23 protein-coding genes are annotated in these 21,669 nt (G+C 49.3%); 11 read left to right on the top strand and 12 right to left on the bottom strand.

What is annotated here, in order from left to right; genetic code table 11:
- Nucleotides 1-36: 36 nt before the first annotated feature.
- A complete protein-coding gene (locus MPF33_00700; GenBank protein MCI2413763.1) occupies nt 37-1,386 on the top strand; it encodes a geranylgeranyl reductase family protein in 1,350 nt (449 codons plus the stop codon).
- Here the strand turns inward: MPF33_00700 and MPF33_00705 are convergent.
- On the bottom strand, nt 1,360-2,946 hold the full coding sequence (locus MPF33_00705; GenBank protein ID MCI2413764.1) for a DUF2070 family protein: 1,587 nt from the start codon (nt 2,944-2,946) through the stop codon (nt 1,360-1,362). The two genes, MPF33_00700 and MPF33_00705, sit on opposite strands and share 27 nt — an antisense overlap.
- Nucleotides 2,947-2,975: 29 nt before the next feature.
- On the opposite strand from MPF33_00705, the gene MPF33_00710 reads away from it, so the two are divergent.
- Genes MPF33_00710 through MPF33_00735 form a run of 6 tightly spaced genes read left to right on the top strand, consistent with a single transcriptional unit; the run spans nt 2,976 to nt 7,966 of the window.
- Entirely contained in the window at nt 2,976-3,266 is a 291-nt protein-coding gene (locus MPF33_00710) for a hypothetical protein (protein MCI2413765.1), read from the top strand.
- Nucleotides 3,250-4,041: an HAD-IIA family hydrolase gene (locus MPF33_00715; protein ID MCI2413766.1), complete on the top strand. Its 792-nt coding sequence runs from the start codon at nt 3,250-3,252 to the stop codon at nt 4,039-4,041. Before MPF33_00710 ends, MPF33_00715 begins: the two co-directional genes overlap by 17 nt.
- A gap of 31 nt (nt 4,042-4,072) precedes the next feature.
- On the top strand, nt 4,073-5,770 hold the full coding sequence (locus tag MPF33_00720) for a succinate dehydrogenase flavoprotein subunit (GenBank protein ID MCI2413767.1): 1,698 nt from the start codon (nt 4,073-4,075) through the stop codon (nt 5,768-5,770).
- A gap of 1 nt (nt 5,771) precedes the next feature.
- Nucleotides 5,772-6,716, top strand: coding sequence for a succinate dehydrogenase/fumarate reductase iron-sulfur subunit (locus MPF33_00725; protein MCI2413768.1), 945 nt, complete (start codon nt 5,772-5,774; stop codon nt 6,714-6,716).
- A 1-nt stretch (nt 6,717) separates the two neighbouring features.
- A complete protein-coding gene (locus MPF33_00730) occupies nt 6,718-7,605 on the top strand; it encodes a CoB--CoM heterodisulfide reductase iron-sulfur subunit B family protein (GenBank protein ID MCI2413769.1) in 888 nt (295 codons plus the stop codon).
- Between the two features lie 10 nt (nt 7,606-7,615).
- The gene (locus tag MPF33_00735) at nt 7,616-7,966 is read left to right on the top strand and encodes a succinate dehydrogenase (GenBank protein MCI2413770.1); all 351 of its coding nucleotides are present in this window, start codon (nt 7,616-7,618) and stop codon (nt 7,964-7,966) included.
- A gap of 110 nt (nt 7,967-8,076) precedes the next feature.
- Here MPF33_00735 and MPF33_00740 read toward each other — a convergent pair whose 3' ends face one another.
- The 8 genes from MPF33_00740 to MPF33_00775 all read right to left on the bottom strand — a co-directional run bounded on the left by MPF33_00740 (nt 8,077) and on the right by MPF33_00775 (nt 15,621).
- Complete coding sequence (locus tag MPF33_00740) at nt 8,077-9,441, bottom strand: VWA domain-containing protein (GenBank protein ID MCI2413771.1); 1,365 nt, start codon at nt 9,439-9,441, stop codon at nt 8,077-8,079.
- The gene (locus MPF33_00745) at nt 9,438-10,595 is read right to left on the bottom strand and encodes a MoxR family ATPase (GenBank protein ID MCI2413772.1); all 1,158 of its coding nucleotides are present in this window, start codon (nt 10,593-10,595) and stop codon (nt 9,438-9,440) included. Before MPF33_00745 ends, MPF33_00740 begins: the two co-directional genes overlap by 4 nt.
- Nucleotides 10,596-10,660: 65 nt before the next feature.
- Nucleotides 10,661-11,092, bottom strand: a complete 432-nt coding sequence (locus MPF33_00750) for a hypothetical protein (GenBank protein ID MCI2413773.1) — start codon at nt 11,090-11,092, stop codon at nt 10,661-10,663.
- A 71-nt stretch (nt 11,093-11,163) separates the two neighbouring features.
- Nucleotides 11,164-12,288, bottom strand: coding sequence for an aminotransferase class I/II-fold pyridoxal phosphate-dependent enzyme (locus MPF33_00755; GenBank protein ID MCI2413774.1), 1,125 nt, complete (start codon nt 12,286-12,288; stop codon nt 11,164-11,166).
- Entirely contained in the window at nt 12,272-13,198 is a 927-nt protein-coding gene (locus MPF33_00760; protein ID MCI2413775.1) for a homoserine kinase, read from the bottom strand. Before MPF33_00760 ends, MPF33_00755 begins: the two co-directional genes overlap by 17 nt.
- Nucleotides 13,199-13,260: 62 nt before the next feature.
- Nucleotides 13,261-14,856, bottom strand: a complete 1,596-nt coding sequence (locus MPF33_00765) for a molybdopterin-binding protein (GenBank protein ID MCI2413776.1) — start codon at nt 14,854-14,856, stop codon at nt 13,261-13,263.
- A gap of 31 nt (nt 14,857-14,887) precedes the next feature.
- The gene (locus tag MPF33_00770) at nt 14,888-15,169 is read right to left on the bottom strand and encodes a PqqD family protein (GenBank protein MCI2413777.1); all 282 of its coding nucleotides are present in this window, start codon (nt 15,167-15,169) and stop codon (nt 14,888-14,890) included.
- The gene (locus tag MPF33_00775; GenBank protein ID MCI2413778.1) at nt 15,166-15,621 is read right to left on the bottom strand and encodes a single-stranded DNA-binding protein; all 456 of its coding nucleotides are present in this window, start codon (nt 15,619-15,621) and stop codon (nt 15,166-15,168) included. The genes MPF33_00770 and MPF33_00775 overlap by 4 nt, the downstream gene beginning before the upstream one ends.
- 106 nt (nt 15,622-15,727) lie before the next feature.
- On the opposite strand from MPF33_00775, the gene MPF33_00780 reads away from it, so the two are divergent.
- The 4 genes from MPF33_00780 (at nt 15,728) to MPF33_00795 (ending at nt 17,867) form a co-directional block, all read left to right on the top strand.
- Nucleotides 15,728-16,438, top strand: coding sequence for a hypothetical protein (locus MPF33_00780; protein ID MCI2413779.1), 711 nt, complete (start codon nt 15,728-15,730; stop codon nt 16,436-16,438).
- A gap of 177 nt (nt 16,439-16,615) precedes the next feature.
- Nucleotides 16,616-17,134, top strand: a complete 519-nt coding sequence (locus MPF33_00785) for a hypothetical protein (GenBank protein ID MCI2413780.1) — start codon at nt 16,616-16,618, stop codon at nt 17,132-17,134.
- The gene (locus MPF33_00790) at nt 17,113-17,424 is read left to right on the top strand and encodes a hypothetical protein (GenBank protein ID MCI2413781.1); all 312 of its coding nucleotides are present in this window, start codon (nt 17,113-17,115) and stop codon (nt 17,422-17,424) included. Before MPF33_00785 ends, MPF33_00790 begins: the two co-directional genes overlap by 22 nt.
- Before the next feature lie 44 nt (nt 17,425-17,468).
- On the top strand, nt 17,469-17,867 hold the full coding sequence (locus MPF33_00795; GenBank protein MCI2413782.1) for a DUF973 family protein: 399 nt from the start codon (nt 17,469-17,471) through the stop codon (nt 17,865-17,867).
- Here the strand turns inward: MPF33_00795 and MPF33_00800 are convergent.
- From MPF33_00800 to MPF33_00810, 3 genes are all read right to left on the bottom strand, one after another.
- Complete coding sequence (locus MPF33_00800; GenBank protein MCI2413783.1) at nt 17,841-20,114, bottom strand: hypothetical protein; 2,274 nt, start codon at nt 20,112-20,114, stop codon at nt 17,841-17,843. The two genes, MPF33_00795 and MPF33_00800, sit on opposite strands and share 27 nt — an antisense overlap.
- 30 nt (nt 20,115-20,144) lie before the next feature.
- Nucleotides 20,145-20,792, bottom strand: coding sequence for a hypothetical protein (locus MPF33_00805; GenBank protein MCI2413784.1), 648 nt, complete (start codon nt 20,790-20,792; stop codon nt 20,145-20,147).
- A 240-nt stretch (nt 20,793-21,032) separates the two neighbouring features.
- Complete coding sequence (locus tag MPF33_00810; protein MCI2413785.1) at nt 21,033-21,464, bottom strand: DUF973 family protein; 432 nt, start codon at nt 21,462-21,464, stop codon at nt 21,033-21,035.
- Nucleotides 21,465-21,669: the final 205 nt, after the last annotated feature.

Raw genomic sequence — 21,669 nt, forward strand, 5'->3', positions numbered from 1 at the left:
TTTTTAATATTGAAAGCCAAAAAAGAGAGGCGAAATATCTTGAACAACTACGACGTGTTAATTATTGGAGGAGGTTTCGCGGGTGCTACTTCTGCGTGGCACCTCGCAAAGAAGGGACTAAAAGTCCTCCTCATAGACAGCAAGCCTTGGAACAGGATAGGGGACAAGCCCTGTGGTGACGCTGTAAGCAAGGATCACTTCGACAACTTAGGCATGCCCTATCCTGAAGGAGAACAGCTCGAGCAGAAGATCCAGGGGATCAAGATTTACAGCCCCGACAACGAGACAATGTGGAAAGTTGACGGTGAGGGGTTCGAGATAAACGCCCCGGCCTACACCCAGAGGCTACTTAGGGAGGCCCAGGACAGGGGCGTAGAGGTCATGGATCAGACAACCGCTATGAAGCCCATATTTGAAGACGGCTTCATAAGGGGCGCGGTTATCTTCGACAGGAGGAGGGAACAGCAGACTGAGGTCAAGGCGAAGGTCGTGATAGAGGCAACTGGGTACTCTATGAGCTTCAGGAGCAAGTTGCCACAGGAGCTCCCCGTAAGTGAGTTACTTGACGACAGGGACTCTGACATAGCCTACAGGGAGGTGGGAATAACAAAGGACGAGATCGAGGACCCAGGGTACTTGAGGATATTCATAAACCAGAAGGCATCACCTGGAGGTTACTGGTGGTACTTCCCCAAGGGCAAGGACAAGGTCAACGTAGGTCTTGGAATCCAGGGTGGAATGGGTTACCCCAGTATATACACGTATTACCAGAAGTACTTGAAGGACTACGCCCCAGACCTAGACAGGGTAGTGGTAAAGGGAGGGGCCCTTGTCCCCACTAGGAGACCCATATCGACCCTCGTCTGGAACGGCATAATAGTGGTAGGGGACTCCGCCTTTACCGCTAACCCAGTACACGGAGGAGGGAAGGGCTCGGCCATGATATCCGGGTTCTGCGCAGCTAAGGCCGTGCTCAACGCCTTCGAGGTGGGCGACTTCTCTGCAGAGTCCCTATGGGAGACCAACATATGCTACAACGAGAGGTACGGGGCAAAGCAGGCTAGCCTAGAGCTGTTCAGGAGGTTCCTCCAGAGGCTCTCCGACGACGAGATAAACTACGGCATGAAGAAGAGGGTGATAAGGGAAGAGGACCTGCTGGAGACGAGCCTCAAGGGAGACCTACAGCTCTCCGTTGTGGACAAGGCCATGAGGGTCATCTCCGCCCTAGGCAAGCCCTCCCTGCTCTTCAAGCTCAAGACCGTGGCAGAGTACATGAAGGAGATGAAGTCCATCTACAAGGAGTACCCGAGGAACCCCAAGGAACTCCCCATGTGGAAGGCAAGAGTAGAAAACGCGCTCTCACAGTTTGAGCAGAGCATAAAGTGAGGAAAAGAGGAAGAGGAGGACGTAAGAGGACGCTATGGGTATCCAGAAAGTCCTCAAGGTATAGTTGCCCACTTTTTCCAGCCCCTCCACCATTGCCGATATTATCTTACCTATAACTTTCGTCTTAACCTTTGTCACCTTCTGTGAAGAGTCGACTTCCCTCATCTTGCTGAGGGCGTCAAGGGTCAGCTTGTAGGAGAGATCCACGAGGGAGGGACAGGGCTGAGAAGGGGTGTAGAGGTTGCCCAAACTAGTCCCAGTGCACGAGTGGTCGTCTGGGGTCACTAGGATAGCCCTGTCCACGAGTCCAGCAAGCTTCCCGTATACTTGCTCCTTCAACTCTCTTGACGCGTTGTTGCCGTACACGTACACTATGGCCACCTTCTTCTCCTCGTCACTAAAGACAAACACCTTGACCTTCCTCGAGCAAAGTCCCTCGCACTCCTTGTCTAATGATCCCTCTGAGTAGGCAAACAGGAGGGGCCTCCTCCTTCCCTCTCTCCTCCTCCTGACGAAGCTCTTCAGCTGGGATATCTCTTCCTTGGAGAAATCCTCCACAAGCGACTCGTTGTGGCAGTCAACCAAGAAATTGTTGTTAGCGATCATGTCCTTCCAGAGGGAAGTGGGGAGGTCGTCTATGCCCTTCCCTGGTCTCTCCACAAAGGTCAAGGAGGACTTGTCAAAGGACAAAGTGGTCAACCTAAAGCTCCCTATGTCGTTAAACCTTATGCCGTAAAACTCGTTCTCCTCCATATCCTCTAACGCTTTGGACACCTTGGATATGACCTCTAGGGAGTACTTCCTGGACGGGACGTCGATGTCATGGCTCCCCGGTCCATGAAAGGCCGTAGAGTCATTTACCTTTTCCTCTAGGTCGTACGGGAAGTAGGAGCTACCCACGGTGCCGTACAACCCGTAGTGGACTTCCGGCACGACGAGCTTTTGTCCGTCGACCTTCAAGACGTATACGTGGGCGTAGTAGGGGATGGAGATCTTCTCGAGGAAGTTCTCTACCTCTGCCTCCCTCTTGTAGTTAATAGCCCTTATGAAGGGTCTTACGACGTTCATGGACGAGATGCCTATGACCTTAAGGCCCTTCCTGTTAATTGAGTAAATGTAAAAGCTCGTCAGCAAGGCCACAGCGATTACGTAAGCGTAGAAGATCCAGTCCTTGGTAAGGGTTACTAACAAGGGGAAGAAGGTAGCCGAAGTCGAGAGTAATATTGCCTTTGTCTCCTTGTAGTCAATAAGGAGGGGGTAGTCTACTAGGGGGAGGAAAGTCCCAAAAGAGTAAAGGAAATATGCAGGGAAGAGCGAGAAGACCAAGTAGATGAAGGAGAATATAGTGGAAAGGGCTACAACTGTGCGCCACTTTAACCTGAAAACCAACAAAAGGGCGAAGAGGTAAGCGAAAAAGGACAGGGCAAAGTCGATGCCTATCTCTATTCCCCTTGCCAACACCAACGCCCACTCAACTCCGTTTACCCCAACTAGTACTTCGTTGCTGGGTAACCTTATCATCTTGGAGTAGAACTTTCTGGTAACTTTTTCTGAATCCACGATTTAATGACAACTGTGGGGGTTTAAATTTGGTAGAGCTAAAGGCTGAGGAGGTCGGCGTAAAGAAGGTCATACACAATAGCTTAAACGACTGCGACCTCTTCGTGCTCAGGGGAGAAGGGGAGGAGTACCTCCTCTTCCTGTTTAGGGGTAAAGTCACCTACTTCAAGGTCATGCCTCCCTTTCCAGGGAGGTGGGACTGCTACGACGCCCTCTACAGCCCCTGGGGCCTCTACGGCTTCGTCTTCGACGAAAAACAATTAAGCGCTAAAGTAAAGGAGAGGCTCGAGGAGTTGAGGAGAGTTGTTAAGGGACTATGAGTTGATCATAAGCGACGTAGATGGAGTCATTGTAAGGGAAGGGGAGCCCATCTGGGAAAACCTCTCCGTTATGAGGAGGCTGATGGAGGAGAGGAAGAAGGTCGTATTCGTCACGAACAACTCCGGGTTCAGCAGAGTTATCCTGGCAAGACAGCTCAGCTACTTGGGCCTAAAGGTAACGCCCAACAACATAATCACCAGTGGACTAGCTGCTGCCATCTACATGAAGAGGCGCATGAACGTGGGATCCGTCTTCGTTATCGGGGAGGAAGGACTAATAGAGGAGATGAGGAACTTCGGCTTCAAGGTGATGTACATGAGCGAGGTAGAGGAGAACACCCCAGACGCGGTAGTCTTGGGACTAGACAGGCTGAGCACTTACGACAAGCTCTCCGCAGGGATGAGGTGCATAGCCAGGGGGTCCAAGTTCGTGGTAACTAACATGGACAGGCTCTGGCCTTCGAAGGACGGGCTGAAGCTGGGGGCCGGGGCCCTAGCCAGCGCGATCATCTATGCGCTGAACAGGAGCCCGGACTTCATAGCCGGGAAGCCCAACAAGTGGATCATAGACGTGGCCATGGAGATCTCCGGGATAAGGGACTTGAGTAAGGTGGTGGTCATAGGCGACCAGCTGGAGACTGACATAAGGATGGGGAACTCCATTGGGGCCGACACGGTCTTGGTGCTCACGGGAATAGCAAAGAAGGAGGACGTTGAGAGGAGCGACGTAAAGCCCAAGATCGTTGTAGACAATCTCTCAGAAATTTCTGACTAAAGTTTATATTTTTTAAACTGACTTGATGCATATGGACAAACTCTCTTACGACGCAGTGGTCGTGGGAGGCGGACTTGCTGGACTAATGGCAGCCCACGAGATCGCGTCCTCTGGCTTCAAGGTAGCGGTAATCTCTAAGGTCTTCCCAACTAGGTCGCACTCGTCCTCTGCAGAGGGAGGTATAGCAGCTTACATCCCGGGGAACTCCGACCCAAACGACAACCCCGACTACATGACCTACGACACGGTCAAGGGTGGGGACTACCTAGTGGACCAAGACGCGGCGGAGCTCCTATCCAATAAGTCTGGAGAGATAGTCAAGATAATGGAGAGCTGGGGAACACTATTCAACAGGCAACCCGACGGAAGGGTTGCAGTGAGGTACTTTGGCGGGCAAACTTACCCTAGGACTAGGTTCGTGGGCGACAAGACAGGGATGGCCTTGCTCCACGCCCTCTTCCAGAGGGTGTCAGGGCTCGACATAGACTTCTACAACGAGTGGTTCGCCCTGGACCTGATAAAGGACGAAAGGAAGGTAGTAGGACTAGTCGCAATGGAGATGAGGTCCATGAGCCCCGCCTTCTTCAGGGCGAGGGCCGTGGTAATGGCCACTGGGGGCATGGGGATGCTCTACCAGCACACCACGAACGCTTACATAAACACCGGGGACGGCTACGCTATGGCGTTGAGGGCAGGGGCGGCAATAAAGGATCCGGAGTTCGTCCAGTTCCACCCCACTGCCCTTTACCCCTCAGATATCCTCATAAGCGAGGCCGCGAGGGGAGAGGGAGGCATACTCAGGAACGTGAAGGGAGAGAGGTTCATGGCCAGGTACGCGCCAAAGAAGTTGGACTTGGCCCCAAGGGACATAGCGTCTAGGGCAATAGTAACTGAGATAAGGGAGGGGAGAGGGTTCCCTGGAGGATACGTTGGCCTCGACTTAACTCACTTAGGCGAGGAGTACATCAAGGAGAGGCTGGCCCTCGCATACGAGGCTGCTATGAACTTCGCCGGAGTGGACGCCACAAAGGAACCCATTCCAGTGAGGCCTGCACAGCACTACTACATGGGGGGGATCGACGTTGACATAACTGGGACAAACCGGGACTTGATAGGACTCTTCGCTGCGGGAGAGGCCGCTTGCGTGTCCGTACATGGGGCGAACAGGCTGGGGTCTAACTCCCTTCTTGAGACCTTGGTCTTTGGCAGGGAGACCGGGAGGGCAGTGGCCTCGTTCTTAAAGGAGGCGACGGAGTCCTCGGCGAGCGTGGACAAGGAGGCAGAGAAGGTAGTGGACGAAGCGTACTCCTTCGTCAAGAGCGAGAGCGGAGAGCACTTCGGCGTTATTCTCAACAACCTAAGGAAGACAATGTGGGACAACGTGGGGATATTCAGGGACGAGGACGGGCTAAAGACTGCCATCTCTGACGTGCTGAAGCTGAGAGAGGAGGCAAAGAGGATGTACGTGTTGGACAAGAGCAAGAGCTACAACACCGAGTTCTTCAACGCCTTGGAGCTGAGGAACATGCTCGATCTGGCAATAGTGATAGCCACAGCTGCCTTGAACAGGAAGGAGTCTAGGGGTGCCCACTACAGAACCGACTACCCAGAGAGGGACGACAAGAACTGGCTCAAGCACACCGTTGCCTACTTAAGGGGGAACACTATTGAGATAGACTACAATCCAGTTAAGATCACCAGGTTCCAGCCGGAGGCGAGGGTGTACTGAAATGGAGAACGAGCAGGAGATCGTTGTAAGGGTAAGGAGGTTCAACCAAGAGAAGGGAGAGTGGTGGCAGGAGTACAAGCTGAAGGTAGACAGGTTTACGCAGATGACCGAAGTGCTTAGGCGGATAAAGACCGAGCAGGACCCGACCCTGGCTTACAGGGCGTCCTGCCACATGGCCGTGTGCGGTAGCTGTGCAATGAAGATAAACGGAGAACCGAGGCTCGCATGTAAGACCTTGGCGTTGGACGTTGTCAAGAAGTACGGCTCTAACGTAATAACGGTAGAGCCAATGGACTTCTTCAAGAGGGAGAAGGACCTCATAGTGGACATGGAGGACTTCTACTCGAGGATGTTCAAGGTCAAGCCGAGGCTCTACCCGTCCAAGGAGGTACTGGAAGGAAAGGCAGAGCATAGGCTAAAGCCTGAAGACCAGAGGGAGCTGTGGAAGTTCGAGCAGTGCATCTGGTGTGGGCTATGCGTCTCAGCGTGTCCTGCAGTGAGGATAGACCTGGAGTTCCTAGGCCCCGCCGCGCACGCAAAGGGCTATAGGTTCCTGGCAGACCCCAGGGACACAATATACGAGGAGAGGCTCAAGATCCTGGTGGACAGCGCGTGGAGGTGCACCTACTGTTACATGTGCTTTAACGTCTGCCCAAGGGACGTGGAACCGGTGACGGCAATAAAGAAGACGAGGGCCCACACCAGGTTCTTGAGAGAAAGGACGCCCGTCGCCAACACCGGCGAAAGGCACATCGAGGCGATAGAGGAGTCAATAAGGGAGACCGGGAAGATCCAGGAGGCCTCGGTCTACTTGAAGACCTACGGCGTCCTAGGCTCCCTGACCGACCTCATCTACGCGTTCCAGAACGGGAAGCTCAAGTACGCGCTTATTAAGGAAGAGAAGGTTAAGAACATTGAGCAACTCAAAAAGTTGATGGGTGAGTGAGATGACAAACAACAGCAACAAGATAGCCTATTACCCTGGGTGTGCCACCCACGGGCTCTCAAAGGACGTGGACATAGCGACAAAAAAGGTAGCAGAGGTGTTGGGGATAGAACTTGTCGAAGTTGAGGACTGGAACTGCTGTGGTGGGGGCTTCCTGGACGAGAGAGACGAGGTAACCCACACTGCGCTAAACTTGAGGAACTTGTCCAACGTGGAGAAGATGGGGCTACAGAAGATGGTCACACCGTGTAGCGTGTGCCTGCAGAGCCACAGACTTGCCTCGCACAAGTACCACGAGAACAGGGACTTGAGGAAAGAAGTGGACAAGAGACTAAATGACGCAAAGGTTGAGTACTCTGGAAAGGCAACCGCGGAGCACATAGTGTGGGTTCTAGTGAGAGACGTAGGACTGGAGAAGATAAAGTCACTCGTTAAGAGGCCCTTGACGGGGCTGAAGGTAGGGGCTTACTACGGTTGCCAGATGCTTAGGCCAGAGCAGGTGATGGGGTTCGAGCCGGCTTTTAAACCACATAGCCTGGAGGACTTAATCTCTACCACTGGGGCTACCCCGGTGACTTTCCCTATGAGAGCGGCGTGCTGTGGCTTCCCCCTCATGGGGAGCAACCCTAAGGGCGGGCTAAAGTTGGCCTACAACGTGCTCAGCTCAGCCAAGAGCTCCGGCGCCGACATCCTAGTGCACCCGTGCAGTCTCTGCCACCTACAGCTAGACGTCATCCAGCTAAAGGTAAAGAACGAGTTCAGTGTAAACTGGACGCTCCCAGCCATCTACGTGACCCAACTCTTAGGACTGGCATTTGGCTTCTCCCCAGAAGAGCTAGGGATAAGTAAGTTGACCCAGAATGTACTCAAGGAAAAGGGGTTCGCTTGAGGTGGTGGAAATGACTATAGAGGAAGAAGTCGTGAACGCGTTAAAGAGGGCGGGCGCAGAGGTCGGCGAATGGAAGGAAGTGTCAGAGAGACCAGGGAGGGCACCCTTCGCCAAGGAACTAGAGTACAAGGTTCAGGATCTCATGTGGGGGAAAGTACACCTGAGGCTAACTGGAGAAATCTACGTACACGTGATCTCCAAGTTACCCTTCAACTGGAAGGACAGAGTCAAGGAGCTAAAGCTCTCAGGAGAAGTGGTGGACGCTGCTGGAGGGCTAATGTGGCTACAAGAGCGGAGCCCAACGGACTTGCTAAAGGACCTTGAGTTTTTGAGGGACTACCTATCCAAGTTGAAAAAGTGAAGAAAAGGAGAGGAGGCCCCAGCCTCATTCTGCCACGGTTGCGTGGAACGTTGGCTGGGTATGGCCAAGATTTAGTTTAGAGCTTTACAAAAAAAGCTTTTCTAAACCCCTTACGCCTCTACTACCTTCAACAAGTCGTTTTGGTCTAGCTTGTATACCACGAAGTAGTTGTCTGAAATCCTCCTCAAGTCGGCGTTGTCCCCCCTTATCATGACGCTGATCAAAGTCGCGTTTGCCTCCTTTAAGTACCTCCTCACCGTGGTCTCAGCTATCTTGTCCTCACCGTCGGTGAGGATTATGACGTCGCTTACCCCCTTTACGTGGCCCTCCTTTATGTCCTCACACGCCGAGATTATTGACCTGCTTATGTCTGTCCCTCCCCCTCCCCTTATCTTGCCAATGTACTCCACCATCTTTATCACGTCCTTGCTCTTTGCGTTCTTTATGACCTTAATCAGGGGATAGGGTATGTTGTCGAAGAACCTCAAGTAAAAGTCCCTGTTCTCCCTCTTAGCCCTACTGTAGAGGGCAAGGGCAACCGCCTTTGCCCAAAGTATCTTCTCCCCGTCCATACTGCCCGACTTGTCCAGCAAGAGGTAAATGGGGCCCAAGGTCTCCTTTATCTGTTTCTGGTAAAGCAACAGCTCGTTCTCAGCTAACTTCACGTAGAAGAGCTCCTCTGGCATCGCCAGCTCAGATGGCACCAACCTCTCTAGGTCGGAACCCTCCTCGTAGCCGTAGAGCTCTCCCTTAGTGTACCTAGTCGTCCTCCTTTTGGTTATGCTCCCCAGCTTGGGTATCCCGTTGAGGAACTCGAGGATCTTCTTTATCTCGGTGTTCCTAGCTAGCCTCAGGACCTCGTGGATCTCCCCCTCAAAGTTCAACATGCTCCCTGTCCCTGCTCCGTTGCCTCCCACTATCCTCTGCATGCTCCTCACGGCACTGGCATCCTCTGCTGCCTTGGAGAGGGCCTTTTCATGTGCCTGCTTCATAACCTTGTTGACGGACTCCTGGGGCTGCTGCGACTGCTGTTGTTGCTGTTTCTCCTCGCCCTCTTTCCCTGAACTTCCCTTCATGAGCCCGTTGAGGATCTGCTCTGCCGCCTGCCTCTCCTCTTGGGACTGGGAAGTCCTCCTGATCCTCTCCAGCTCCTCGATTAAGTTCTGGACGTAGCTTACGGAGAGCGCCATACTCACTGCCGAGTTTGCTATTGAGTAGTTCCTGTTCCTGTTAACAACGTCAGAGGCCAAGGTCATGTCCAAGAGGGTGAACTTTATCCCGTCCTTGGGATCCACGTCTGACTTAGGCTTCAGCAAGGGTAAAGGTAGGTAGTGGATGTAATAGGTGTCTATTAGGAAAGCCGGGTCTACGTTGGACTCTCTACCCGACACCTTTTTCAGCGTATAGGAGATCCTCTCTCCCCTATACTTCACTATGGGGTCCTCGTAGTCCACCCCAACTAAAAGGCCGCTCATGAGTATATCCCCAGCTTTTTGGCCACCTTCTCAAGGAGCTTGTCTATTTCGGAGCTCACTTCCCTCGAGAACTGCTCCACCTTCTCCTCCCCGCTCTCCTTACCTAGGGCGATCACCCTGTCTCTAGTTGCCCTCAACGTTCTGATCAAGTCAATTAGCCTTGGATCGCTCTCTGAGGCAGAGTCAACGTACTTCCCCGCCTCCTTGATGTTGTTGTATATCTCGTTGAGCTCCCTCATGTACTTGATGGGGGTCTTAAGCTCCTCAGAGAGGAGTGCCGACACCTTCTCGAAGTCGTCTATCTCCTTGGGGGCTATGTACTTGAGCACTATTAGATCTTCTTCGCTGGCCCTCAGCCTCCCGTTGAGCAGTGAGTGCGCTGCTACTAGCTTTAGAACCTTGCCCTTCCTCCTGTCACTTAAGTGTATCCCCTTTTCCTCAAGCATAGCAAACAGCTTTAGCAACTTGCTTTTCACGGAGCTCAAGTCCACCTCCGTCAGCATGGAGTAAATGGCGTCGAGGTCTTGTATGGACATAACTGGCGAAGTCACCTTCCACTTGTCGCTGAACTCCAACTCCCACGCAGAGTCCAGCAAGCTCTTCCATAGGTCTTCCCCTATTGGCCTAGCGTAGTGCCTCAACAGCAACCTATCGTAAAGCGCCTCAAGCTCTGGCTCGTCTGGGACCCTGTTGGAGGCGCTTATGAGCGTCCTCAGGGGTACCTTGATCACGTTGTACCCATCGTATATTACCCTCTCGTTCAACAGGGAGAGGAGGGCGTTGAGGATAGCGGAGTTGGCGTTGAAGATCTCGTCGAGGAAGGCGAGCTCGCTCTCCGGTAACTTGTCCTTGGTTATCCTCTTGTACACCCCCTGCTTGAGGGCGTTTATGTCAAGTGCACCGAAGAGCTCGGCTGGTTCAGTGTACTTGGTGAGCAGGTACATGAAGAACTTGGCGTTCAATATCTCAGCTGCCCTCCTGGCTAAGGCGGACTTTGCTGTGCCCGGCTCCCCTATTAGCGAAACGTGCTCCTTCGTTATCAAGGCAAGGGTTATTACCTTGGCCTCCTCCTCCCTACCTACGAAGGGCGAAGACAGGGACTCAAGGAATTTCTTAGGTAGTTCTAATAGCCTATTTTCCACTACTTCCCACAATATATTTTATACATTTTTTAGCTTATAAACAAAGGTTAAAAGGGGGCAAGGAGGACGTAGACCTTTCACTGGTTCAAGTAAATTGCGGTCACGAGCAACGTTTCCCCGTTGCTGAAGCCCAAGTCAAGGGTCACGTAGGTGCCCTGAGGTACAGCGGTAGTGGGAACTAAGCACAGGGTCAGCGAGTCCACGCCAGTGTAAAGTACTACAGGGGCAGTGGCGTTCCCCCTTTCGTAAAAGGTGACGTTCTGGTTGTCCAAGGAAACGGAGACGAGGTCGACTTTTCCCGTAACCTTGAAGGTCACAGTTAGTTCGTAGTGGCCATCCCCTGTGGGAGAGATGTAGGCTGTACCAAGCTGAGTACCTACTGGGGTAGAGGATATTGCCCCGGAGAGGCCAAAGGAGAACGCGACCAATAATATGGCTATAACTATCGATGTAATGACCAGAATCAGCGTGGAAAAGGCGTTCGACAGACCCCTCTTTACTTTCGCCATACTCCGTAAAATTTTTAGGTGAATTTTTCTATAAAAATCTTCCTCTTAAAGGAACCTAGACGCTGAGGAGGTCAAATGGACTTGAGTGCCTGGTCAAGATCCTCTATCAGATCCTCGACGTCCTCAATCCCCACAGACAGCCTCAACAGCCCCTCGTTTAGCCCTATTGCCTTCCTCTCTTCCGGCGTGAGAGTCCTGTGACTCATGGTGGGAGGGTGGGAGATCAGGGAGTTAACCCCTCCCAAGCTCTGGGCCGGGATTATTATCTTCAGGGACTGCATCAACTTTAACGCGTCGTTTGTCGTCCCTCTCACGTCAAAGCTCACGACCCCGCCGTAGCCCTTCAGCACTCTCCTCGCCACGGAGTGGTCTGGGTGGGACTCGAGTCCTGGGTAGTAGACCCTCTGCACCTTGGGGTGGTCCTCGAGGAACTCCGCCACTTGTATGGCGTTCCTGTTGATCACGTCCATCCTTACCTTCAAAGTCTTTAGCCCCCTTAATACTAGGTAAGCTGGGGAGGGCTCCAGTGACGTACCCAGGGTCCTCCTCATCTGGTCTACCTTAGTCATTATAGGCGCAGGTCCTGCGGAGAGCCCCGCTATGACGTCGTTGTGCCCAGCCAAGAACTTGGACGCACTCTCCACGACCACGTCCGCCCCCAACTCCAAGGGCTTCTGATTCACAGGGGTCGCAAAGGTGGAGTCTACCACCAAGACGCTACCGTTCTCCTTGCATATCTTAGCCAAGTTCTCCACGTCGACTACACGAAGCAACGGGTTGGTTATGCTCTCCACGAACACTACCGTGTGATGCCTCTTAGCCATATCTAGGAGGTTGTCGTTTCCCGGCGGGGATACGTCGACCTTCACCCCCCAGTTCCTCAGGAAGTCCTTGGCGAACCTCAAGGACCTGCCGAACATGTCCATGGTCACGAGGAGGGAGGAACCAGGAGAGAGGAGGGAGAAGAGGGTAGTTGTTATTGACCCCATCCCCGAGGAAAAGGCCGCGCCCATCTCCCCGCCCTCTATCTCGGCGAACTTCTTGGCGAGCTCCGCCGTTGTAGGGTTTACCTCCCTCGAATAGCGGTACTTCTCGCCCTTGGGGAACCTAAAGGCTGTTGACTGAAATATTGGGGTAGTAATTGCCCCTGTCTCGTCGTCGTAGGTCTCCCTGGAGATCTTAGTCCCTTCTCTCAACCCTTACCCCCTCCGCCAGCTCAGTCTTCAGGAAATTGCAGTTAATCCCAAAGGACTTGCAAACCTCCCTTGAGGACGACACAATTCCCTCTACGTCAGTCCTCTCGTCGTAGAGGACAAGGATTGAGGGACCTGCACCGCTGACGCAGACGCCCACGGCGTCCCTCTCCAACGCGACCTCCTTCACCTTATTGTAGTGCGGGAAGAGGGGAAGCCTTGCCACCTCAAAGACGTCATCGTTGAGGCCCCGCTTTACGAGGTCCCTGTCGCCCTTGGTCAGGCCCACTATGAGGGAGACCAAGTACCTGGCGTTGCCGACGTACTTTTCCAAGGGCACGGAGGAGGGCAACATCTCCCTGGCCTTCTTCGTCTTCCCCTCGCCTCCCTTCTCTGGAACAATCAGGAGGAGCTTGAAGTGAAGGGAGTTGGGGACCCTGACGACCCTCGTGGGAGAAGTAGAGGTAACTGCCACTATCCCGCCAAACGTGCTCGCGGCCACGTTGTCGGGGTGAGGAGAACCGGAGGAGGCTATCTCGCCAAGCTTGGCGAACTCAACCTGCTCGTCGGGGCTCAAACCGAGGTCGAGGAGCTCGTTAACCGCTGCGACGGCGGCTGAGGCAGAGGCGCCACTGCTCCCGAGGCCGAGGCCGTAGGGTATACCTTTTTTTACTAATAATGAAATTTCTGCCTTTATTCCAAGCGTTTCTAACAATTTCTTCACTGCGTAACCTGCGGAATTCTTTTCAACGTCCTGTGGCGTGTCTGACGATATAACTGAAACCTTTAGCTCGCCCCTCCCCTTCAGTTCTGCGGTCACCTGGTCGTAGAAGGCCTTATGGGCCATTGAAAGCACGTCAAAGCCCGAACCCAAGTTCGCGGAACTTGAAAACGCCTTGGCAGTAACTGACATACCTTGTGGTCTACCTCTTTCACATATAAGATTTATTGAATTGAACAGTTTTAAAAAATTCCTCACTGGAATTTCCCTATCCTGCTCACAACGTAAATCCTCTCGGTAAAGGCCCTCTGCCCCTCGATGTACCCCCTGGGGGCGTACACCTTTGCCCTTCCCAAGAAGTAGGGAGCGGTGGAAGGGGACTTGAGCCTCACCGAGGGGTTTTTGACTAGCCTGCTCATCCCCACCCACTCGTGGTAGCCCACCTCCTCCCCCTCGCCGTTAACTAGGACGTCCCTGTCAAAGGAGTACGTGTAGTCCTTTGGCTCGCACACGAGGGAGCTCACCACCAGGACTTCCCCTACACCCTTCTCCAACGCCTTGCACGCGGGATAGGAGCCTAGGAATACCTTCCTCAGCTCCACGTCCTTGAAGGACACGTCCTCCTCCCCCAGCAGGGTGGGCGGTACTTCCTTGACCTTCACCACGACCTCAGCCTCCTGGTCCTCCTCCACCCTCGCCCCAGGAGGGAGGACTATGTAGCCGTCTGCAGAGGAGAAGGTACCTATCATGTGGCTGTCAAATGGTACTGAGAGGAAGTAGAGCGAGTCCTTACCGTGTAGGAGGTACACAGGTAGGTAGGTGAACCTCCTCTTGTCCCCCTCTGCAGGCAACAGCGCCTTTGCCTTCACCTTTGCCTCCTCCCTCTGCCCTAGGGACGCCATCCTGTCTAGGTACTTCCTTATTACTTGTTCGTAGACCATGATGGTGGACACGACGTTTCCCGGAAGGCCAAACACTGGCTTCCCCTTCACTACTGCCAGGATCGTGGGCTTTCCGGGCTTAAACTTTATGCCGTGCACAACTATTTCCCCCATCTCCCTGATTACTTGGTGCACGTAGTCCTTCTCCCCCGCGCTCGTACCGCCTGTCAGGATTACTACGTCGGCCATGGAGAGGGCGTTTTCCAACGCCTTCCTTATCTCCTCCTTGTCGTCCCTTACTAGGAAGTAGCCCACGGAAACGTAGTCCCTTAGCCTCGAGAGGAGGTAGTGAGCGTTGCTCTCGTACACCTTCCCCTTGTCCAGCTTTTCGCCTGGCTCAACGAGCTCGTCCCCCGTGACTATAACGTAGACTCTCGGAGAGTACACCTTGACTTCTTTCACCCCGACCGAGGCTAGGGCAGCCACCTTCTCCGGGGTTATTACCTCGCCCCTTTTGAGGAGCTGGAACCCCCTAGGTACGTCGCTCCCGACCCACGCGACGTTCTGGCCAAACCTTACCTTTCCCTTAACGACGACCTCGTTTCCCTTGACGTCTACCTCTTCCACCTTGACTACGGCGTTTGCCCCCTCTGGGAGGAGGGACCCCGTGTCGACCTCCACCGCCTCTCCCCTGGAGACCTTGAGCTCCTTGTACTCGCCAATGGGCACCTTCCCTACAACCCTCAGGGTGCCAGGCGTGTCCTCTGCCCTCAAAGCGAAGCCGTCAACTGTTGACCGGGAAAAGGGGGGCAAGTCAATTGGGGAGAAGACGTCCTCCGCTGATGCCTTACCTAGGGCGTCTAGGAGGGGGAGAGAGACTACAAGGGGCCTCGGAGGGAGCCTGCCCTCGAAGATAGAGAGAGCCTCCTCTGCAGATAACAGTGAATCTTCTGGAAGAATAGCCCTCATAAGGGAAAGATGGGGAAAAACAAATTTATTTTTATATGGAGATAAGGGACGCTTCCTGCAATTGCTCTAACACGGTTACTATTGGGTCCCTTATCTGAGAAGACTCGATGTTCGCCTCTTTGCTTATCTCCTCTATGATCTGGCTTACGGTCTTCTCTCCGTCACACATGTTCCACACGTAAAACGCTATGGGGGCTACCTCGTAGATCTTGTCCTCTGCGAGCTTGATAATGTAGTTCTCTCCGTCCTCAGACTTGTCTATTACCTCTCCCTTCCTAACCGGCTTTACGTCCTTTATTTCGTCGAAGTTCACTCCTCTTCTCCTCCTTCTTCGTCTTCTTCCCTAGGTCTCCTAGGGCCTCTGCCGAACCTCCTTCCTCCTCCGCCTCTACCTCTAAAACTTCTTCTAGGCTGGAAGGAGTTGTCGGTGGGCATATTCTCTGGGATCTGGTCCTCGCTTGGGGCTGAGTTGTCCTCTACTTCGGACACAGTAGACTTGCTACCGGCGTTTAGTTGTACCTGCCCTCTGAAGACAGTCGTCCAGCCGTTCTCCACCCTTATTGCCTGCCCTTGCTTGACGTCGTCGAACTTGGTCCCCCATAGCGTGAGCTTGACCCTACCAGTCTCGTCCCCAACAACAAGCTCACGAATGGTTCGGGGACCATTCTTCGTCTGGATTGTCTTTTGTTCTCCTACTTCGAGAACTCTTGCGGTTACATTTACGCTTTCCATTCCACCTTTTAGGTTACCTATCTTTTCGTCCATCTGTCTCGACTCACACGTATTTGTTAAAAATTACTCTGCTACTAAGTATATAAGTCTAGAGGAAGTTTTGAAAAACGTTATTTATAAGGGGGAGAACAAGTAGGAAATGATGAATAAAAAGTTAGCCACAGCGTTGATTGCCTTAATTTTGGGAATTCCCTTACTTTTCACGGCATCTATTTCATATACAGTTACGCCAGGGAAGTTCTTAGTATACAACGAAACTGTATATATTTACAATCAAAATAAAACGCTAGTAAATGAAATAGTGATTATCCAGCAAGTATTAACGGTCTACAATAACGGCTCCTACTTAGTGAACTCGACGGTGGTAAGCGTAACTCAAAACTCAACGGTTTCCTCAACAGTAGGAATACAAAATCCTTCTGAATTTGGCCTCCTATATCGTGTAGATCCAGAAATGTTGGGCAAGACAATAAAGGACGGAAACACTTCCTTGGAATATAATGGCACTGAAGACGGGCTCTACAAGTACGTGGGTAGGTCAGCTCTTGTGCTAAATGGACAGGAAGAGAGTACGTTAATACTCTACTTCAACTCCTCGGGGGTGGTAGTAAAGGGAGTAGACTGCGACGTGGCCAACGGCGCTCTCCTCAGTAAATCAATAATAAATTTGTGGACAAGCAACTTCTTTTCAAACGCTACGCTGCCTAAGCTTAACGTGGGGCATATAAAGCCTATTTCGGTCAACCTTTCTAGTCTATACTTCAATTTGGGTAAGAAAATTGAAGAGGGAATAATCTTTATTGGCCTCTTTTCTATCTTGATTATATTATTGTTTAGGAAACACAGTTAATTCAATTTTGATATCTTGTAATTCACAAGAAACTCGTATTCCCTTTTAACCGTTTTCCCGTCTCCTTCATGGACGATACCTAACCCGTTTTATCTGAGTTCTTCCCTTGAACCCCGAGTATTATTTTCCTTTCCCCTTTAATTAATATCACGCGAAGAGAAAACTCAGTGGTTTAAGGTGAGCGTTGATTCGTTAAGTAGAACGAGCGACGTTCTCGGAATAAAAATTGGAGAGGCAACTGCTCACATTTTAGCCGCAGCCTCAATAGTTGAAGCAATAGAGGGAGAGACTGAGGAAGTAAAAGAGACGGTGAGAAGGTACGTAGACGCGTGGATAGCTGAAGTTGTGCCTATAAAGTATTTTCCAGGCTTGGCGGAACTCATATCCTCCCGGTTGAAGAGAAAGTTAACGGAAGTCTTTAACGAGGTATCGGAAGACGAATTGGGAGAAACCCTTGAGGTAGTAGCTGAGTTTAAGAAGGGATTGGACAACGGAGAAATTCTGTACAACTACGAGGAAGTGGAAGTTAGGATAGAAAGGGTAATGAGAGCTTTGGGAATGGACCTTAACGCATTCTCACACCTCCTTGACGTAAGCGACCTCAACGAAAAGTTTTCTAGGCTGATTTCCATATTCACTGTAACCATAGGAATTGCTTCGGTCTGGGATAAGACATGGACAGCGGGATCTCAATAACGGCTGAAAAACTCGTAGATTACACGGCCAAGAGGGCTTCAATGATAGCCAGCAAGGAAAACCTAGAAAGAATAGTCGGAATATCTTCGAAACAAATGGCAGAGAGGGCAGTTGAAAGGGTAGCCTTTTGGTTAGCTGAAACTCAAAATAGCCTGCTTTACTGCAAGCTGTGTAATAGGGGTCCTTTCACGAAGAAAGGACTTTATTTGCATCTAACAAGGGTTCATAGACAGGAAATAAAGACAATGCTTGAGGAGGAAATAAAAAGGGAACTGAAGGCAGTAATATAACAAACAAAAGATTTTTATAGATTAGACTACGATAATGTTCTCTAATGAAATCGAGAAAAGGTGGCATGGGTAACCCGATTATAGAGCTAATTATCCTTGTTGCCACAGTGGTCATTACGCTGGTTGTTGTTGGGTATTTCTTTGGACTTCTTGGAGCAGTTTCAGCCCAAAAGATTCAAGTAAGCGGAGGAGTAAACCAAATTTTTCAGGAGGGAAATTCATATTACTTGAATGTTACTATAATGTCCAACGTTCCAGCAAACATAACTTCTGTACAAGTTGAGGGACTCTCTCTATCAGTTAACATACCTTTAAAGACAGGGCTTAACAAAGTGACAGTTCCTCTACCTCCTGGAGCGTCATTTACGCATAGTAACACCTACTACGTGATACTAGTAACAAGCGATGGAATTACCTTAGATGTTCCTGCTTATTATCCTTAGCCTTACTTGTCCAACGCTTTTCCTAATCCGTTCCCTTACCCCCTTTTCTGCGAGTATGGCAAGGAAGAAGCTCAAAGCGTTAAGGATTATTGCCTCGTTGGTGTAATTTTTGCCGTTCACTGGTACTGCCCTGCCCAAAAGCGACGTGCTTGATGGCACTGTAGTAACGTTGATGTAATGATTAGAAAACGTTAAGTTATGAGGAATAAGCCACACTTGGTACAAGTAAGCCGGGGAATTGCCAGTATAATACAAGAATAAATTGCCTGAGAACGACATATTTCCTAAATATTCAAACTTTAGGGAAGTTTGACCAAAAGGGCTAACGCTCAAGTTATAGGTCCCATTACCTACGACAAAGCTCCCCTCGTCGGGATAAGAAATAAACGCTAAGACCACTTCGTAATCCCCGTAAATGGAGCTTAGGTGAAGAGAAGATGGCTTTGCCACGCTTATAACACCTCCAGGGAAAAACGAATAAATCTCTGTGTTGTTTAGCGTTTCATAGAAGGAATACGTAAAGTTAGTAGGGTTAGGGAGGTTTTGTAAATGAAAGGTTAAAGGCTTTAATCCGCTCTTTATAGCTTTATAAACTAAGTAGTCTGCATAGGAATTTCCTATGTATCCTCCAACCCAACTGCTGTTAATATTAACAACTGCTGGCGCCAAATTCACAGACGTGTTTAAGGGAGAGAGATTAGCGTTAGGATAGTCAAAAAGCAAATAGAATGGAGAAGTAAGATTATACGTAAAGTTTGGGTTCTCAAAAATAACGTATTGGGAGTTGTTAAAAGCGACCGAGAACGCTTGAGCCGTGAAGTAGTTTATTAGCGATTTGTTTTCCGCGTAAACAACTACGTACTGAACTCCCAGAGAATTAAGCAACTTGCCCTCGTTTTTTGGGTAAATGAAAGGAACAGGAGGAAAGTATTGATTTGGCAAAAGAAGTGGAAAGCCGAGATTTATTACGTTGCCAATTGCGTGACTTTCAAGAAACTTTGCTACCTCCATGTAGCTCTGAGGGATCTGAATTGGGTTGTAATAACCTTGGTAATTTCCAGATAAAATGTTTGGCAAAGAGAAAGTAAGCTGGCCAGTAACCACGAATACCAATAGTAAGGTAGTCTTGACGTTAATTTTGTATGCGACAAGGGAAAAGAGAAGAAAGAGAGGAGCCAAAACCATTTCTGAAATATATGTGGGTAAAAATATCCAAAGATACTTAAAGAGAAAAGTATTTTGTAAAGCTTCCCACACAGCGTAAGAAGGATTTAGATTGATCACATGGCCTAGAAAAACAACGTTGGAGGAAATAAAGAAGGAAAGGAAAAGGTAAAGAGCTAGAAAGTAAGTGGTGAACTTGTTCTTCACAAAGATGTAGCCTAACACTGAAAATTCCAAAAGAGCGAAAGAAAGGAAATAAGTAATTACCACATTTCCACCTAACGCTGGCGTAAAAGTGTGAAAGAGGCCCAAGCCTCTAAGAGAATCCAAAAGAGGGAAGGTATAGTAGTTTAGCCAAAGTTGAACAGTTGATATCCCTTGAGAAACCTCGTTATATGCAGGGATATTGAAGAAGATAAGAATGAAAGTCCTTAGATTTATCATGAAGTAGAGAGGGAGAGATAAAAGAAACGTTTTGATATCTCTCCTCACCAACAGATATGTTAGCGCGATGAAGAAAGCGAAAACAAAACCTCTAGGATCTGTTGTAGTCAAAGACATGAAAAGAGCTAATAGCAGGTAATTTCTCTTCTTCAAGGAGTAATCCACTCCAGCTATTAGCGCTGGGATAAATGCGTAAAAACCTGCGTAATTTGACCAATGACTAAAATAGTAAGCAGTAGGCGTAACCGCGTAGAGAAAGGCAGTGGTAGAAGATATAGCCATCATTTTCCAGAAGTCTACCTTCTCGTAAATTTCGTAAATAAAGTGTCTAACAGCCCAATACATAGAAGGAACTGCTAGCGCGAAAGGAAAGAGAAGGTACTGAAACCAATAAAAGGTCTCAGGGGTAATTAAATTAAAGTAAAGAAGGAGAAGAAGAGGGGCGTAAGTGTTATCCATTACTGCGGGAAATACTAGGAAAGCGTTCACAGTTTGTTGTCTGTCTAGGTAATAAGCGGGGTAAGAGTCCCTTTGGAAAATCCAGCCTTGATGAAGGAAAACGTGGCGAAGAGCTATCAAAGGCGTAATAGCTGAGAGCAAAAGAACAACAAGAATCTCCAGTAAAGTCCTTCTCTCCATAATTTAACTCTATAAGTCAAGGGTAAAAATTTACCTAAAAATTTTTCTCTTAAGTAAAATTATTGTAGGAATTGCAATTAGATTAAAAAGAACTACGTATTCGCCAAAGTAATAGTCAGGACCTTCAATGACTATCTTTATTGTCTTAGCTTGAGTTAGGTTATCTGGGATATACAAAGTGGCATTTGGATTAATTAAATTAGAGGAAATCAATTTATACACAGTCTTACTCACTAATTCTCCAGTCACAGAATATTGAAAGATCTCAATTTTTGAGGGAACTCCCGTCGAATTAACGAAGTAGAAATACTTTAATGTAACGCCTTGAACGTTTTGAGTGCCCTCATAAACGTAAGTTCCATTGGTGTAGTTAACTAACGTAAGACCGATACTCCTAGGAATCATCTTATCTCCGGGGTGATTAATAAAATAAAAAGTGGAAGGACAAGAAAGATTATCTAAGACTGATGATGGGGAAATTTCTGAATAATTTAAAAAGACCACAGTTAAGTTATAAGCAAAAGTGGAGTTCGGGAAAACCTTAACTACTTTTTCTATGATTAAATTCGAAATGAAATTACTGCCAGGCGAATTAAAGTAAGTTGTGGCTTGATATTCAACAAAAGCCCCTATGTGCAACGTAAGAAACAATATGACCATTAGCTGTAAATTAGACATTTTGACATATATGCAAAGTACTTTAGATGTATAAATATTTTAACTAGCCTTGACCTTAAAATAGGATTGACCTTGCCATCGCATTAAAACTAAATATAAATACGTTGAGTGAGGCTAATGTTTGGAATACATTATAGCCTAGGATTTCACACTTGAAATACTTTTTATCATAAGTATAAAAGGATTTGAGAAGATTAGACAAAAAATAATTAGAATAAAACAAAAAATAATGTATTACTTTTATTGTGCTATCACGGATACTACAACTGTCTCTCCGTCAGATAGGGCTAGAGATATATTGTATGTAGAGCCGGGCTGCAAGTTATGAGTAGTACCGAATTTAATAGTAACTGTATTCAATCCAGGAGTTAATGATGTTGCTGTTATAGAAGATGTCCCTGCTGTATAACTTGTCCCTACTATCTGAGCGCTAACTATTTGCACACTACCAGAACTCTTAAGGGTAAAGGTAGCTGTACCAGTCGCAACGTCTATAGTCCCAGTTCCTACCTGGGTGACTTGTGGGGTTCCACTAAAAGCTCCGAACAAACCAAATGCAAAACCTACTACTACCAAAGCTATGATTACGCTAGCGATCACTAGGATTAGGGCTGTTACTGCTCCTGATATTCCCCTCTTGGATTTAGTTGACCTAACTCTTAGCGATCTCATTTTGGTTCTAAAGATAGTTACGAATTTATTCTATATAAATTTTTCTATAGGATTGGCCTAACTGACGACATACCGACTTTTTTGCCTCCTCACATACTCACTAAAGCTATCCTTTTAGCAATACCGGAAAACGCGACGCTGACCTTAATCGCGTACTAACTTAAACGAAAACCGGTATGGGGATTTACAGACTGCCAGTTCTAGT

The sequence above is a fragment of the Candidatus Aramenus sp. CH1 genome (genome assembly GCA_022678445.1).
Lineage (GTDB): Archaea > Thermoproteota > Thermoprotei_A > Sulfolobales > Sulfolobaceae > Aramenus.